This is a genomic window from Cupriavidus necator, assembly GCF_016127575.1.
GTDB lineage: Bacteria > Pseudomonadota > Gammaproteobacteria > Burkholderiales > Burkholderiaceae > Cupriavidus > Cupriavidus necator_D.
In genome coordinates this window covers 503,990-519,099 of sequence record NZ_CP066019.1, presented here as the reverse complement: position 1 = coordinate 519,099, position 15,110 = coordinate 503,990, and the positions used below count along the sequence as shown (strand labels likewise).

Sequence of the window (15,110 nt, the reverse complement as noted above, 5' to 3'; positions counted from 1 at the left end):
CGCCTTCCTGCCAAGACTGGCCCGCTCAGTTGCGCTTGACCAGCGGCGCCGGGAACCACTCCCCGGACAGGACCGGCTGGTCCGCCCCATAGAGCCGGAACGTCAGGTGGTAATTCTTTCCCTTGGGCGTGGGCAGCCAGTTGCCGTCAGGCGCGTCCTTCGGCCTGGCAGGCGCGAAGTACAGCGTCAGCGAACCGTCCTCGCCATAGCTCAGCCTGGACTGCTTGTTGATCAGGAACCGGTTCTTCGCATTCGGGATCACGCGGAAGTTTTTGGCATCCACCGCAATCACCGACCAGAAGTATTTGACGTGGCGCGCGGGCAGCTCGTCCTTCGGGAAGGTGATGGTGTAGGTATTGCCGCCGTCGAGCTTGGTGCCGGTCCCGTCTGCATCCGTCTTGAAATAGACGACCTCATCCGTGCTGTTGGCCCAGATCCCGCCCAGGTTGATGCGGGTGCGGGTCTGGAAGTCGCTGCCGTACTTGCCGATGGTAGCGGGCCGGTTCCAGCCGTTCCTGATGGTACCTGCGGTGGAGAACGACTGTAAGAACGCCGGCAGCGTCTTCTCGCGGATGACCTTGTCCACCCGCGCGCGTTCGGCGAGGCTGCTGGCCACCGCGGCACTCACCGCGCGCACCTTGGCCTGGATGGGCTCCATGCCCGGATTGATGTCCGGCTCGGAGCGAAGCGCAACGGCTGCCGAGTCAAAGGCTTCAACGCCGGGGAGCTTGTCATTGCTGAAGGCGGGCGTGGCAGGTACCGGGGCAATCGTCGCCGTGCCAGTGATCCGTGTCGTGATCCGATGCTGCAGGGCAATGGCCTGCTTCTTGTCTGCGCCGATTTCCACCCGGGCCAGCACCCGCGAGGTCTTGCCCGGCAGGTCGATGCGCCTGGCATTGGGCGAAAGTGCCGCAGTGGCACCCTTCAGGCACATCGCGAATTCGCCGCCTGGATGGTCCGGATAGTTGCGTTCGTTGATATTGGCGACGGTTTCGCCCCAGCCGTTCAGGAACTGAATGGTGTAGTAGCGCCCCTTGATGGCCGGCACGCTGAAGACCGTGCAGGTCTTTTCGTCGACCGCAATCCAGGCCTCGCTGTAGGCGACATCCAGATTGGGGTTGGCCCACGACACACCGCCGACGTCGCGATGAATGATCCGGTTCCACTGGAAACCTTCTTTCCGGAAGTCGATTTGCTGCTGGCGCAGGACAAGCAGCCGGCCCAGCAGGTAGATGTAGGCATCGTTGATGTCCTGTTCCGACACCGCGGCCGGCGCGGAGCCCGACGAGACAGCCGACGCGGCAGCCAACGCCGCAGCCGGCGGGTTACTGCATCCGGCCAGGCCCGCGAACATGGAAACGGCCAGCACCGAGGCACCGACGGCGCGGTTTGAGATAGACATGGGGCCCTCTCTTTCCAGTATCGCGATTTGCGGTCGCTAGACTGTCGCTGAGAGGTGGAAAAAAGTGAACTAAATAAATTCTTCAGGTGATCTGAATAAAGTCGATCCGGACACTTCTTTCGCCCCGGAGATGCCTGAGTGGGGCCACCGCCGCAAGCAGAACCACCGATCTATGCTGTCAGGCAGCACAAAGCCATTGGAACAACAAGGCATGCAGCTGCGACGGCTCCAGTGGCTTGTGCAGGACCAGATAGCCTTCACGCTCGGCCTGCTGGAGCGCCTCGGAATCGAACTCGCCGCTGACCATGGCGCCGCTTGCGTCCGGGCAGCGTTCGAACAGCGCCTTGAGCACCTCGAAGCCGCTCTCGCCGGAGCGCAGGCGCTGGTCGCACAGGATCGCCTGGGGCTGCAGGCCGGCATCGACCAGTGCCAGGGCTTCCTGCCCCGACGCCGCGCACGCCGCCTGCACGCCCCAGGCCTCCATCAGGCTGGTCCACGCGGCGGTCACCAGCGGGTCGTCCTCGACGACCAGGCAGACGCCCTGCAGCAGGGTGGACGCCGACAGGCCTTCGGGTTCGTAGACCGGCTCGATCGCCGCCGGCGCCAGCGGCTTCGCTTCGGGAAAGCGCAGCCAGAACCTGGAGCCGCGGCGCTCCACCGAGTCCAGGCCGTAGGTGGCGCCCATCAGGGTGGCGCAGCGCGCCACCACGGCAAGGCCCAGCCCATGGCCCGCGCTGTCGATGCGCCACGCATGTTCGTTGCGATAGAACGGCGAGTAGACCCGCCCCTTCTCTTCGATCGCGATTCCCACGCCGGTGTCCCAGACCTCCAGCAGCCAGTGGCTGCCGCGCCGCCGCGCGGACACCAGCACCCCGCCGCGCTTGGTATAGCGCAGCGCGTTGTGCACCAGGTTGACCAGAGACTGGCGCAGCAGTGCGGGATTGGCCAGCACCGCGGCGGCGCCTGCGGGCAGGCGCACGCGCAGGTCCAGGCCGCGGCTGCGCGCCTCTTCCCGGAACAGCGACGCCACCTCTTCGACCAAGGGCGCAAATGCCACGGCGGTATTGCGCGGGCTGGCAATGCCGCCTTCGATCCGGGACAGATCGAGCAGTGAGTTGAACATCAGGTGCACCGAGCGCACGCTGCGCCGCAGGTCGTCCAGCGGCGGGATCAGGGCCGGGTCGCGGTTGCGCCGCGCAATGGCTTCGATCAGGAAGCCCATGGCATGCACGGGCTGGCGCAGGTCGTGGCTGGCGGTGGTGAGAAACAGGTTCTTGGCCTGCAGGGCTTTCTCGGCCTCTTCCTTGGCCAGCCGGTAGCGCTCGGCCAGGCGGATGCCGTCATCCTCCATCCGTACCTGCTGCCGGAAGAACTGGTTGGCGATCAGCGCGTGCCGGTAGATGGCCAGCGCATACAGCAGCGCCAGCGGCAGCACGAACGGCCAGTGCTCAGGGAAGCTGCGCGGGGTGTTGACGATCTGCAAAGTCCAGCAGGCAACGAAGAAGCGCTGGAATACACCGAGGATCGGCGTCTGGTGCGTGGCATTGGCCGCCACGATGGCGGCGATGCTGATATACAGCAGCAGCTTGAAGTCAAAGCCCCCCAGGCTGGCCGTCAGGACCGCGGCCAGCGACAGGCAGAAGCCGTGCACCAGCGCCACGCGCTGCACAAACGGCAGCCAGCGCCGGACCAGGGCGTCATCGTCTTCCCGCTCTTGCTTGTAGCGCCGGAAGCGCAATTGCATCCACACCGCCGCGGCGCCATACCCCAGTGTCCAGGCCAGCAGCGCGCCGCCGTCCAGCTTCTGGACATACAGCCAGATGACGAAAGGCATCCCCACGAACGGAATCGCATTGACGCTGAACACCAGGCGCCCGAACGTCATGTCCAGCAACCGCGCACGCGCGCGCGGGCTGATGCCGGCATCCGCATCCGGGCGCGACAAGCCCAGCAGCCGGGCGAGGGCCTTCTTCATGACTCCAGCCTGCGTCCGTGCAGCAGGGCGATAGCCTCGATCCGGTTGCGCACGCCGAGCTTGCCGAGGATCGCGGTGACATGCTCCTTGACGGTCTGCTCCGACACCGACAGGGTCATGGCGATGCGCTTGTTCGGCAGGCCGCGCAGCATCATGCCAAGCACCTCGGCCTGGCGCGCCGTCAGGCCCAGTTCGCTGGGCTCCAGCGGCAACTCGCGCCGCGCCGACGGCGGCCCCGCCTGCTGGAACCAGCGCCGGCCCTGGCGCAGCGACGCCACCGCAGTGGCGAACACCTCCGGAGGCTCGTTCTTCAGGATAAAGCCGTGCGCGCCGGCCTCGCGTGCCTTGATGCAAACGCGCGCATCGTCGTCGGCGCTCATCACCAGCAGCTTGCAGGCGGGCAGGCGCGCCGCGGCTTCGCGCAGCAACCCGACCGCGGTGCCGTCCGGCAGCCAGAAATCCACCACCAGCAGCGCCGGGCAGCCCTCCCGTTCCGTCAGCGCCGCGCATTCCCGCGCATCGGCTGCATGCAGGGCAGCGTCAAACCCGCAATGCGCCGCAAGGTAGCCGGCAATGCCGCGCGCCATCAACGGGTGGTCATCCACCACGATGGCATAGTTGCGGCACGCGCTGGCGTCGATGCTGGCGTCGTTGTTGTTCTCTGCGGCGCCTTGACTTCTTGTCATGAGTTCCCACCCCGGTTCGCGCGTATGGTCTTGTCGATTGGTCTCGTCGCCTGGTCAGGTGGATTGTATTACCTTGACTGCACATGGGCACGCCGGCGCCGGGGCAAGCCCCGGCGCCTGGCGCTTACAGGCCGAATAGGCTGCGCGTATCGCAGAGGAAGCCGGTGCAGCGCGTTCCACAGGGGGCTGATGTTGCATCGGAATGCCTGCGATTGGCACCCTACCGCGGTAGGCGCGCCAGCGGCCAACTATGCGCAGGGCAATGCCTCGAATGCGGGTAGCCGCTCAAGCGCCGCGGTCAGCGCAACCAGCGCCGGATGCCGCGCCGGATCGACCGCGCCCGGCATCATGAACTGCGAAAAGGTCCAGGTGACCGCGGCGGTCAGCTCGGCCTGGCCGGTTTCCGCCTCGCCAGCCGGGACCGGACGCGTGGCGAGTTCCGCCTCCAGCAGTGCAAAGGCGCTCTCGCGCTGGGCATCGACACGGTCCAGCCACGGCTGGTGCAGCTTGCCCGCCGGCCGCTGGCTGTGCTCATAGAAGTTCTGCACCACCTTCTCGCTCGCCGCCAGCGCCAGCCCGACGATGCGCAGCGCGGCCTGCCGTGACGCGGTTTGCGCCGGCATCAGGCTGCGGCCCGCCAGTGACTCGGCATAGTCGATGATAAGCGTCGAGTCCATCAGTACGACCCCGTTGTCGCAGACCAGCGAAGGCGCCTTGACCACCGGGTTGATGGCATGGAAGCGCTCGAATTCACGGAAGACGGACACCGACTCATGCGTGAACGGCAACCCGAGCAGGCGCAGCGAGATCGCCGTGCGGCGGACATAAGGGGAATCAAGCATGCCAACCAGTCTCATGGTTTCACTCCGTGGTGGGATGGGTCCGGGACGGATTCCCGCCAATCATCCACCACGCCAGCCGGCCACGCCACCGCCCGGGCGTGTAAACTGCTGGATTTTTCGAATCCGGCGCAATGTTACAAGTGCCCCGGCGCACAGGTTTCAGCGGCCCGACGCTCGTCCGCCTGCTGGCTCGCCTGACTGACGCCGATGCCCCTCCTCCTGCAAGCTCGCTCTCGAGCCAGCTGAGCCAATGGCTTGGCTGGGCGGACGCGATCGCGCTGTCATCGGCGCTGAAGGCCAATGCGCCGGCAACGCCGCCTGCCGCACGTGCTGCCGACAGCACTGAGGCACGCGAATGCGCGCGCGTGCGCGCCGCGCTGGCCGGTGCCATCGTGGAAGACACCACGCTTGCCGGCAAGCGGCGCGGGCCGGGCCGGCCGTCCGCGCTGCCCGACCCCGTGGACGCGCAGGTCGACTACGCGGTCTATCGCCAGCGCTACCTCACGCTGCAACAGACCATGGAGACCGCGATCGGCGACCTGCGCGGGCGCCTGCGCGGCGCGTTGTCCGGCCACGCACCCGGCATGGCCAAGCTGGCCATGGTCGATGCCGTGATGGAGCGCGTGCTGGGCGCGCGCGAACAGAGCCTGCTGGGCGCCGTGCCGACGATGCTGGAGCCGCACTTCCAGCGCCTGCGCCAGGCCGAAGCCGCGGCGCTGGCCGAAGCCCAGGCCGCGGGACAGCCCGCAACGGCCAGGCCCGGTGCATGGCTGGGGGTATTCCGCAAGGATATGCAGAGCGTATTGCTCGCCGAACTCGACATCCGCTGGCAGCCCCTTGAAGGCTTGCTGGCGGCGCTGCAGGACAGCTAACCAGAACATCATGACCCGATACCTTACCCATATTGTCGCTTTCCTGGCGGGCCTGGCCATCGTGTGCTGGATCGCCGCCGGCTATGCAGGCACGAACTTCCTGGCGCTGGCCGTGACGCTGCTGATCGGCGGCTGCTACCTGGCGGGGGCGTTGGAGCTGTACCGCTACCGCCAGGCCACCGCCACGCTGGCGCAGGCCGTCGCCGGATTGTCCGAAGCGCCGGCCAGCCTTGGCAACTGGCTGGAACGGCTGCATCCCAGCCTGCGCGACAGCGCCCGCCTGCGCGTGGAAGGCGAGCGCGTCGGCCTGCCCGGCCCCGCGCTGACACCCTACCTGGTCGGCCTGCTGGTGCTGCTGGGCATGCTGGGCACGTTCCTGGGCATGGTGGCGACCCTGCGCGGCACCGGCATCGCGCTGGAGACCGCCACCGACCTGCAGGCCATCCGCGCCTCGCTGGCCGCACCGGTCAAGGGCCTGGGCTTTGCGTTCGGCACCTCGGTCGCGGGCGTGGCCACGTCCGCGATGCTGGGCCTGTTGTCGGCATTGTGCCGGCGCGAGCGGATCCAGGCCGCGCAGGCGCTGGATGCCCGCATCGCCACCACGCTGCGTCCCTACTCGCGCGGCCACCAGCGTGATGAAGCGGTCCGGCTGCTGCAGCGCCAGGCCGACGTGATGCCGGCACTGGTCGAGCGCATGCAGGCCATGATGACCACGATGGCCGAACAGAACCAGGCCCTGACCGAGCGCCTGGCCGCCAGCCAGGACGCCTTCCACGGCAAGACCGAAGTGGTCTACACGCGCCTGGCGTCTTCGGTCGAGCAATCGCTGAAGGACAGCATCGCCGACAGCGCCCGTGCCGCAAGCGCAGCGATCCAGCCCGCGGTGGACGCGACCATGGCGGGCCTGGCACGCGAAACCTCGGCCTTGCGCGACAACGTGACCCAAGCCGTGCAACAGCACCTGGATGGGGTATCGAGCCGCTTCGAGAGCGCCACCGCGGGCGTTGCGGATACCTGGAACCAGGCGCTGGCCGGGCATCAACGCGCGAGCGAGGCACTGGCAGCGGACCTGCGCACATCCCTCGACGGCTTTGCCCAGACCTTTGAACAACGCTCGGCCGGGCTGCTGGACAATGTCGCCACCCGGCTCGACACGGCAGCCGCCAGCGCTGCCGACGCATGGCGCGAGGCGCTGGCGCGCCAGGAGCGCACCGGCGAGAAGCTCGCCGGCGACAACCGGCAGGCCCTGACGGCCGCCGCAGCCGCGTTCGGCGAGCATGCGGCGACACTGGTGCGCACCGTGGGCGAGTCGCATGCCGGGCTGCAGACGCAGCTGGCCGCGCACGACGCGCAGCGCCTGTCGGCCTGGACCGATACGCTCGGCACCATGACGACTGCCCTGCGCCAGGAGTGGGAACAGCTGAACGCGCATACGGTAAGCCGCCAGGACGAGATCAGCACGACGCTGGCGCAAAGCGTGCGCGACATCTCGGCCCAGACCCAGGCGCATGCCAGCCAGACCCTCGCGGAAATCGACCGCCTTGTGCAAGCCGCTTCGGACGCCCCGAAGGCGGCCGTTGCGCTGCAGGCGGAACTGGCCTCGCGCGACGAACAGCGCTTTGCCACCTGGGCCGATACGCTCGACAGCATGACCGCAGCGCTGCGCCAGGAGTGGGAGCAACTGAACACCCACACGGTAAGCCGCCAGGACGAGATCAGTACAACGCTGGCGCAGAGCGTGCGCGACATCTCGGCCCAGACCCAGGCGCATGCCAGCCAGACCCTCGCGGAAATCGACCGCCTGGTGCAAGCCGCGTCGGACGCGCCGAAGGCGGCCGTCGCGCTGCAGGCGGAACTGGCTGCGCGCGATGCACAGCGCTTCGCCGCCTGGACCGATACGCTCGGCACCATGACAGCCGCGTTGCGCCAGGAATGGGAACAGCTGAACGCGCACACGGTAAGCCGCCAGGACGAGATCAGCACGACGCTGGCGCAGAGCGTGCGCGACATCTCGGCCCAGACCCAGGCGCATGCCAGCCGCACCCTCGCTGAGATCGACCGTCTGGTGCAGGCCGCAACGGATGCCCCAAAGGCGGCCGTTGCGCTGCAGGCCGAGCTGGCTGCGCGCGATGAGCAGCGCTTTGCCGGCTGGACCGATACGCTCGGCACCATCGCCGCCACGCTGCGCCAGCAGTGGGAACAGGCCAGCACGCACGCCGCCACGCGCCAGCAGGAGATCTGCGAGGCGCTGGCGCAGACCGCGCGCGCGATCTCGACCGAGACGCAGGCGCATGCCAGCACCACACTCGCCGAAATCGACCGCCTGGTGCAAGCCGCGGCCGAGGCACCCAAGGCCGCCACCACATTGCAGGCGGAACTGGCATCGCAGGACGCGCAACGCATGGCCGCCTGGACTGACACGCTTGGCACCATGGCCGCATCGCTGCGCCAGGAATGGGAACAGGCCAGCGCGCACACCGTCAGCCGCCAGCAGGAAATCTGCGAGACGCTGGCCGTCACCGCGCGCGACATGGCAGCCCAGGCGCAGGCCCAGGCCACCGGCACCATCGCCGAAGTCGCCCACCTGATGCAGGCCGCATCCGAAGCGCCCAAGGCCGCCGCGGAGGTCATCGCAGAACTGCGCGAGAAGCTCACCGACGGCATGGCGCGCGACAACGCCATGCTGGAAGAGCGCAGCCGCATGCTGGAAACGCTGGGCACGCTGCTCGATGCCGTGAGCCGCGCCTCCACTGAGCAGCGCAGCGCGGTCGACACCCTGGTCGCCACCACGGCGGACCTGCTGGACCGCGTCGGCACGCGCTTTACCGACAAGGTCGAAGCCGAAACCGGCAAGCTCACCGACATCGCCGCGCAGGTCACCGGCAGTGCGGTGGAAGTCGCGAGCCTGGGCGAGGCCTTCGGCGTGGCGGTGCAGCTGTTCAGCGAATCCAACGGCAAGCTGATCGACCACCTGCAGCGCATCGAGGCCGCGCTGGACAAGTCGATGACGCGCAGCGACGAGCAACTGGCCTACTACGTGGCGCAGGCGCGCGAAGTCGTCGACCTGAGCATGCTGTCGCAAAAGCAGATCCTTGAGGACCTGCAGCAGCGCGCCGGCCAGCAAGCGCCCAGCGCAGAGGCGGCATGAGAGAGGACCTTGACGCCGGCGTCGAGCCGACCGTACCGGCCTGGGCCGTCTTCGGCGACCTGATGTCGGTGCTGCTGGGCGCGTTCGTGCTCGTCCTGCTGGGGGTCATCGGCGTGCAGATGGAACTGTCGGCCAGGCTGGAAGCCGAGGTGAAGCAGCGGCAGGAGGAAGCACAGCGCCGCGAGACGCTGGAAAAGGCGCTGGCGGCGCCGCTGGCGGCCGGCCGCGTGACGCTGGTGAACGGCCGCATCGGCATCAGCGGCAACGTGCTGTTTGCGCTCAACTCAGACCAGCTGCAACCTGAAGGCCGCGATCTGCTGAAGAGCCTGGCGCAGCCGTTGTCGGCCTACCTGCGCAGCCGCGACGAGATCCTGATGGTGAGCGGCTTTACCGACGACCAGCAGGTGCGCGAAGGCAACCGCCGCTTTGCCGACAACTGGGAGCTGTCGGCGCAGCGCGCGCTGACCGTGACCCGCACCCTGATCGATGCCGGCATCCCGCCCACCTCGGTGTTCTCGGCCGCCTTCGGTTCGCAGCAGCCGGTGACACCGAATGCCGATGCCGAGGGCCGCGCGAAGAACCGGCGCGTCGAGATCTCGCCGGTGCCGCGTGTGACCGCGGGCACCGTGAAGCCGCATGGCTAGCCTCGACGTGGCAACCGATATCCGCGCGCAACTGGACGCCTGGCAGGCCAGCGGCGCCGATCAGGCCGATCCCGTGCGCTTCCGCCTGATGGAAGCACTGGCCCGCCGCGCCGCCGCACACAGTGGCGCGGTGCGGGGCTTGCTGGATGAGCGCCTGCGTGGCCTGGCCGCCGCGTATGCAGCCATCGTGCAGCGGCACACAGGCCAGGATAGCGATGGTGCCGATGGTGCCGCGCCGTCCGCGCCAACAGCCGGCCCGACAGCCAGCGCGCTTGGCGCACTCGTGCACGACATCACCGCACGCGCCAGGCCCGCCATCGCGATCGCCTCGAACGATGCACGATCGCCCACGCCGGTGCCGGCAACCGCACCCCAGTCCGACGCGCCGCTGGTCGACGCCCTGGCCGACTACTTCCGCGAGACCTGGGCCAGGGTCAGCGTCGAGCAGCACTTCCGCCTGTCGCTGGAACGCGTGCCGGAGAATGCCGGGCCGCTCAATACCGACCATCTCGTGCATCGTTCGCTGTCCCTGATGCGCGAGACGTCGCCGGAATACCTGCGGCATTTCCTGTCCTATGTCGAGGGCATGTCCTGGCTGGAGCAGTTGGGCGCGGCGGCAGCGGCCGAAAAAGAAGCGGCGCGCGCCGCCGCGGCCAAGAAGAGCGTGCGCGGCAAGGCTCGCAAATAGCAGTCCGGCCCGCGCCTCAGCGCAGCCGCACCACCACCTTGCCGAAGGCCCCGCGTTCCAGGTGGTCGAGCGCCGCGGGCAAGTCCCCGAACCCGTACTCGCTCTCGATCACCGGGCGCAGCCCCAACCAGTCCACGGCACGCACCAGGTCCTGCAGCGCGCGCCGGTGCGACACGCCGATCCCCTGCACGGTCACGCGGCCATGCAGCACCGGATAGACGCTGGCGCGCAGCTCATCCCCCTGAAGGTTGCCGATCACCGAGATCCGGCCGCCCTGCGCCAGCGCGGCAAGCGACCGGCCGAAGTTGTCTCCGCCAGCCAGTTCCAGCACATGGTCGGCACCGCGGCCTCCGGTCAGCTCGCGCACGGCAGCCGGCCAGTCAGCGGTGCGGCCGCGATGGACGCCATGCGCCGCGCCCAGCTCCTGCACGCGCGCCAGCTTGTCGTCGCTGCCTGACACCACGATCACGCGCGCCCCCTGTGCGCGGGCGATCTGCACCGCAAACAGGGCCACTCCGCCGGTGCCGATCACCACGACGGTGTCGCCGGGCCGCGTCACCGTCGCTTCAGCCAGGGCTTGCCAGGCCGTCAGGCCGGCGCAGGTCAGCGTGCTGGCCTGCGCGGCGTCCAGCGTGCGCGGGGCCGACACCAGCGAGTCCTCTGCCAATACCACGTACTCCGACAGCATGCCGGGACCCGGCACGCCCAGCGGCATGCTGCGGTGCGGCTGCACGCCATCGAGCCAGCCGGTGAAGAAGGTGCTGATCACGGCGTCGCCAGGGGCAAAGTCGGCTACACCATCGCCACTCGCCACCACCTCGCCGCGCATGTCCGACCCGAGAACCAGCGGCGGCTGCACGGGCATGCCCATGCCGTCCTGGATGATCAGCAGGTCGCGGTAGTTCAAGGCCACGGCATGGACCCGCACCAGCACCTCGCCGGGACCGGGCACGGGAATGGGCGCGTCGACGCGACGCAGGTTGTTGCGGCCGAAAGCGGACAGTTGCCAGCGCTGCATGGAGGAAGTCATGGGGTACTCCGGTCTGTTGAAAACGGTGAACCCACTATACTGATTCCCTGCCAGCGCCATTGGGCAATCGATGTCCTTCTCATGTAGATCTTATGGAACCAATTACCCATGACCGGCTGGCCGGGATCTCCGCCTTCGTTGCCGCCGCGGAGGCCGGCAGCTTTGCCCAGGCCGCGGCGCGCCTTGGGCTGACGCGCTCGGCCATCGGCAAGGCCATCGCCCGGCTTGAGGCTCGCGTCGGCACGCGCCTGTTCGTGCGCACCACGCGCAGCCTGGCGCTGACCGACGATGGTCAGGCCTTCTACGAACGCTGTGCCCAGGCGCTGGAAGACCTGGATGCCGCCCAGCACATGCTGGAAGCCGGGCGCAGGGAAGTGGCCGGCCGCGTCCGCGTGAGTGCCCCGGTAGTGTTCGGCCGCCACCATGTGGCGCCGCTGCTGCTGGAGCTGGCAGACCGTCATCCGCAATTGCGGCTGGAAGGGAATTTCACCGACCGGCTGGCCGACTTCGCCGACGACGGCATCGACCTGGCCATCCGCAGCGGGCGCCTGCCGGACAGCGACATGCTGGTGGCACGTCCGCTGGGCATGCAGGCTATGGTGCTCTGTGCCGCGCCCGGCTACCTGCGCAAGCATGGCACGCCGGCCAGCATTGCCGACCTGGCCTCGCACCGCTGCCTCGTCTACATGCATGGCGGCCAGTCCGTGCCCTGGTCACTGGCCGGGCCCGACGGCAATATCGCGCGGCCTGAGCTGGCTCACCGTCTCGGCTTTGACGATATCGACACCATCGCTGCGGCAGCCATACGAGGCGCGGGCCTGGTCAATGTCCCCTTGTGGCTGGTGCGGGAGCCGCTGGACCGGGGCACGCTGGTGCGCGTGCTGCCGCAAGCCTCGGTGATCCGGACCCCGCTGCACCTGGTGTGGCCGCGCACCCGTTTCCTGCCGCACAAGCTGAGGGTGACGATCGATTTGCTGGTGGAGGCGATTCCCGGGGTGCTGGCGCTGGATTGAAGCCGGCGGCGCAAGCCGCCCGCTATCCCTTCACCGCAAACCCGTACAGCGCTGCGGCGTTGCGCCACCGGAGCGCAGCGGACAAGGCCACTCCGGCCGCTTCGCTGTCACCGGGCGCCCCTTGCCCCGGCCATGCGGCAAGCATCCGGCACTCGTCGACCCGAGCCGGCGCCTCGTGGTTGGTCCATGGCCAGTCGCTGCCCCACAGCAAGCGGTCATCGCCCACGACTTCGCGCCATCTCTGCGCAAGCCCGTGCCAGTCCTGAGGGGATGCAAGTCGGTACGGCGCGCTGATCTTCACCCAGACCTGGCGGCGCGCGCGCACGGCAGAGGCCACGTCAAAGATCGCGTCCGCGGTTCCTGCGGGGCCGGGCCGGCCAAAGTGGTCAAGCACGACCGGCGCGCCGGTATCGCCAAGGGCCGCGTCAAGCTGTGCCAGCACCATGGCGCCATCGCCGTTGCGGGTATGGAGCTCGACATGCCAGCCGAGCCCGGCGATCCTGGAGAACAGCCCGCGCCACGGCACGGTGGCGATGCGCTGCCAGTCCGGATCGCCGTACAGGTTCAGGCGGATGCCCCGCACGCCGGCCGCGTGCAACGTAGCCAGTTCCGCATCCGTTACCTCAGGGCCGACCACCGCGACGCCGCGCAAGCGCCCGGGCATGGCCTGCAGCGCGGCCAGCAGCGCCGCATTGTCGGTGCCGAGAAAGCTGGTCTGCACCACCACCCCATACATGTCCCCCAATCCGGCAAGCCGGGCGTGCCAGTCCTTCAGGTCAGCGGCATAGGGCGGCCGGTAGCGGGCCGATGGCACGGCCGCTCCGGCATCGAAGACGTGGAAGTGGGTATCCACCAGCGGCAAAGCGCGCTTGCTCATCAGTCAGCCCCTCCGTGGCGCGGCTCAGTGGCGCGGGTATATCCGGATATGGCATCCGTATCCGCGTCAGTATTCTAGTCCTCTAGATGACATCGACATCAATTTAGCACGGGTTCGGCATGCCAGACAACGCGCTGCTCCAGACTACAACCACCGCCGCTGGCCTGAGCCGCTACGGCCAGATCGCGGCGGAACTGCAGGCAAATATTGTTTCGGGCGCGTGGACGCCCGGCAGCGCCATCCCTGCGGAAGGCGCGCTGGCCAGGGAGTTCGGCATTGCGCTGGGCACCATCCGGCAGGCCATCGCCGTGCTGGTCCAGCAGGGCCTGCTGGAGCGCGTGCAGGGCAAGGGCACCTTTGTGCGCAAGGGACTGAGCGGGGCCAGCCTGATGCGGTTTTTCCGCTTCGGCGGCGTCGATGGCGCGCCGGCGGTGCCGCGCTCGGAAATCCTGTCGTGCCGCGCCGTGCGCCTGGACAAGGCCATGGCAACCCGCTTCGGGCTGCCGACCGGCGCGCGCGGGCTGGCGATCTCGCGCCGCCGCTGGCTGGAGGACACGCCCCGGCTGCTGGAATCGATCTGGCTGCCGCTGCCGCGCTGCGAAGCCCTGCAGCAACTCCCGCCGGCGCAATGGGGCGACCTGCTCTACCCGCTGCTGGGCAGCGCCTGCGGCATCACGGTCCATCGCGCCGTTGACGAAGTGACCTTCCGCACGCTGGCAGCAGACGAGGCGGCCTTGCTGGACCTGCCGGATGCGCATCCGTGCGCGGTCGTGACCCGGCATGCCTTCGACCTGGGCGGCAACTGCATCGAATACCGGCTGACGCGGGGCGACGCCTTTGCCTTTCGCTATACCGCGGACGTCCGCTGACGGACCGCACCCGAGGAGACAGACCCATGCACGCACGCCACGCGATCGCCGCCACGGTCGCTGCCATGATCGCCACCACCACGCTGGCGCAGGCCGCCGACACCGCCGCGGCCTGGCCGGCACGGCCCATCACGATCGTGGTGACATATCCGCCGGGCGGCGGCGCGGACCTGATGGCACGGCTGATCGCGCCGGGCCTCGGGCGCGAGCTGGGCCAGACCGTCGTCGTCGAGAACCGCCCGGGTGCCGGCGGGCAGATCGGTGCCGCCTATGTCGCCAAGGCGGCACCGGACGGCTACACGATGATGGTCGATGCCTCCTCTTATGCGGTGAATCCCAGCCTCTATCCGCGCCTGCCCTACGATCCGGACAAGGCCTTCCGGCCGGTCGGCGTGCTGGCGCGCTATCCCAACGTGCTGGTGGCCACGGCGGGCTTCCCCGCCAGCAAGGTCAGCGACGTCCTGGCCATGGCCAGGCAAAAGCCAGGCTCGGTCGCCTTTGCGTCCTCGGGCAATGGCTCGGCGCAGCATCTGGCCGGCGTGCTGTTCGAGCAGCGCGCGGGGGTCGATCTACTGCATGTGCCCTACAAGGGCGGCGGCCCCGCCATGACCGATGTCATCGCCGGCCAGGTGCCGCTGTTCTTTGCCAACGTCGCTTCGAGCCTGCAGCACATCAAGGCCGGCAAGCTGAAGCCGCTGGCGGTGACCAGCCATGCCCGCACCCAGGCATTGCCGTCCGTGCCCACCATGCAGGAAGCCGGCGTGGCGAGCTACGAGGTCTATGAATGGAACGCGGCCTTCCTGCCCGCCGCAACGCCGGACCCGATCGCAGCGAAGCTCGCCGACGCCCTGCGGAAAGTCATGACCAGCCCCGAGATCCGGCAACGCGTGGCCGAGCTGGGCGGCGAGGTCGTGGCTGCGCCGCCAGCACAGGCACGGCAATTCATCGACGGGCAGGCCCGGCTATGGGCCAAGGTCATCCGGGACGGCAACATCAAGCCCGAATAGCACCAATTGGCACCGACTCTGCCCCACCACGGCCCAGCTACAGAACTTTGAGGAGAA

13 protein-coding genes are annotated in these 15,110 nt (G+C 68.6%); 7 read left to right on the top strand and 6 right to left on the bottom strand.

Annotation, left to right across the window (positions count from 1 at the left end):
• Nucleotides 1-25: 25 nt before the first annotated feature.
• The 4 genes from I6H87_RS21375 to I6H87_RS21360 all read right to left on the bottom strand — a co-directional run bounded on the left by I6H87_RS21375 (nucleotide 26) and on the right by I6H87_RS21360 (nucleotide 4,920).
• A complete protein-coding gene (locus I6H87_RS21375; protein WP_011616659.1) occupies nucleotides 26-1,402 on the bottom strand; it encodes a DUF1214 domain-containing protein in 1,377 nt (458 codons plus the stop codon).
• 178 nt (nucleotides 1,403-1,580) lie between these two features.
• Nucleotides 1,581-3,377, bottom strand: a complete 1,797-nt coding sequence (locus I6H87_RS21370) for an ATP-binding response regulator (protein ID WP_011616658.1) — start codon at nucleotides 3,375-3,377, stop codon at nucleotides 1,581-1,583.
• On the bottom strand, nucleotides 3,374-4,063 hold the full coding sequence (locus tag I6H87_RS21365) for a response regulator transcription factor (protein WP_011616657.1): 690 nt from the start codon (nucleotides 4,061-4,063) through the stop codon (nucleotides 3,374-3,376). The genes I6H87_RS21370 and I6H87_RS21365 overlap by 4 nt, the downstream gene beginning before the upstream one ends.
• A gap of 248 nt (nucleotides 4,064-4,311) precedes the next feature.
• Complete coding sequence (locus I6H87_RS21360; RefSeq protein WP_011616656.1) at nucleotides 4,312-4,920, bottom strand: glutathione S-transferase family protein; 609 nt, start codon at nucleotides 4,918-4,920, stop codon at nucleotides 4,312-4,314.
• A 116-nt stretch (nucleotides 4,921-5,036) separates the two neighbouring features.
• On the opposite strand from I6H87_RS21360, the gene I6H87_RS21355 reads away from it, so the two are divergent.
• Genes I6H87_RS21355 through I6H87_RS21340 form a run of 4 tightly spaced genes read left to right on the top strand, consistent with a single transcriptional unit; the run spans nucleotide 5,037 to nucleotide 10,257 of the window.
• Nucleotides 5,037-5,777 (top strand): DUF3348 domain-containing protein, encoded by a 741-nt coding sequence (locus I6H87_RS21355; RefSeq protein ID WP_011616655.1) that lies wholly within the window; start codon nucleotides 5,037-5,039, stop codon nucleotides 5,775-5,777.
• A gap of 10 nt (nucleotides 5,778-5,787) precedes the next feature.
• On the top strand, nucleotides 5,788-8,925 hold the full coding sequence (locus tag I6H87_RS21350) for a DUF802 domain-containing protein (protein WP_011616654.1): 3,138 nt from the start codon (nucleotides 5,788-5,790) through the stop codon (nucleotides 8,923-8,925).
• Nucleotides 8,922-9,569 (top strand): OmpA family protein, encoded by a 648-nt coding sequence (locus tag I6H87_RS21345; protein ID WP_010813237.1) that lies wholly within the window; start codon nucleotides 8,922-8,924, stop codon nucleotides 9,567-9,569. The genes I6H87_RS21350 and I6H87_RS21345 overlap by 4 nt, the downstream gene beginning before the upstream one ends.
• On the top strand, nucleotides 9,562-10,257 hold the full coding sequence (locus I6H87_RS21340) for a DUF2894 domain-containing protein (RefSeq protein ID WP_011616653.1): 696 nt from the start codon (nucleotides 9,562-9,564) through the stop codon (nucleotides 10,255-10,257). The genes I6H87_RS21345 and I6H87_RS21340 overlap by 8 nt, the downstream gene beginning before the upstream one ends.
• 16 nt (nucleotides 10,258-10,273) lie before the next feature.
• On the opposite strand, the gene I6H87_RS21335 is transcribed toward I6H87_RS21340, so the two are convergent.
• A complete protein-coding gene (locus I6H87_RS21335; RefSeq protein WP_174549474.1) occupies nucleotides 10,274-11,287 on the bottom strand; it encodes a zinc-dependent alcohol dehydrogenase family protein in 1,014 nt (337 codons plus the stop codon).
• Between the two features lie 92 nt (nucleotides 11,288-11,379).
• Between I6H87_RS21335 and I6H87_RS21330 the strand changes: the two genes are divergently transcribed.
• Complete coding sequence (locus I6H87_RS21330) at nucleotides 11,380-12,300, top strand: LysR family transcriptional regulator (RefSeq protein ID WP_011616651.1); 921 nt, start codon at nucleotides 11,380-11,382, stop codon at nucleotides 12,298-12,300.
• Nucleotides 12,301-12,322: 22 nt separating this feature from the next.
• Here the strand turns inward: I6H87_RS21330 and I6H87_RS21325 are convergent, their stop codons facing one another.
• Complete coding sequence (locus I6H87_RS21325; protein WP_011616650.1) at nucleotides 12,323-13,177, bottom strand: amidohydrolase family protein; 855 nt, start codon at nucleotides 13,175-13,177, stop codon at nucleotides 12,323-12,325.
• A 119-nt stretch (nucleotides 13,178-13,296) separates the two neighbouring features.
• Here I6H87_RS21325 and I6H87_RS21320 point away from each other — a divergent pair, with 119 nt between their 5' ends.
• Together I6H87_RS21320 and I6H87_RS21315 are read left to right on the top strand one after the other, a co-directional pair.
• A complete protein-coding gene (locus tag I6H87_RS21320; protein ID WP_010813242.1) occupies nucleotides 13,297-14,046 on the top strand; it encodes a GntR family transcriptional regulator in 750 nt (249 codons plus the stop codon).
• A gap of 26 nt (nucleotides 14,047-14,072) precedes the next feature.
• Complete coding sequence (locus I6H87_RS21315) at nucleotides 14,073-15,053, top strand: tripartite tricarboxylate transporter substrate binding protein (RefSeq protein ID WP_010813243.1); 981 nt, start codon at nucleotides 14,073-14,075, stop codon at nucleotides 15,051-15,053.
• Nucleotides 15,054-15,110 lie beyond the last annotated feature (57 nt).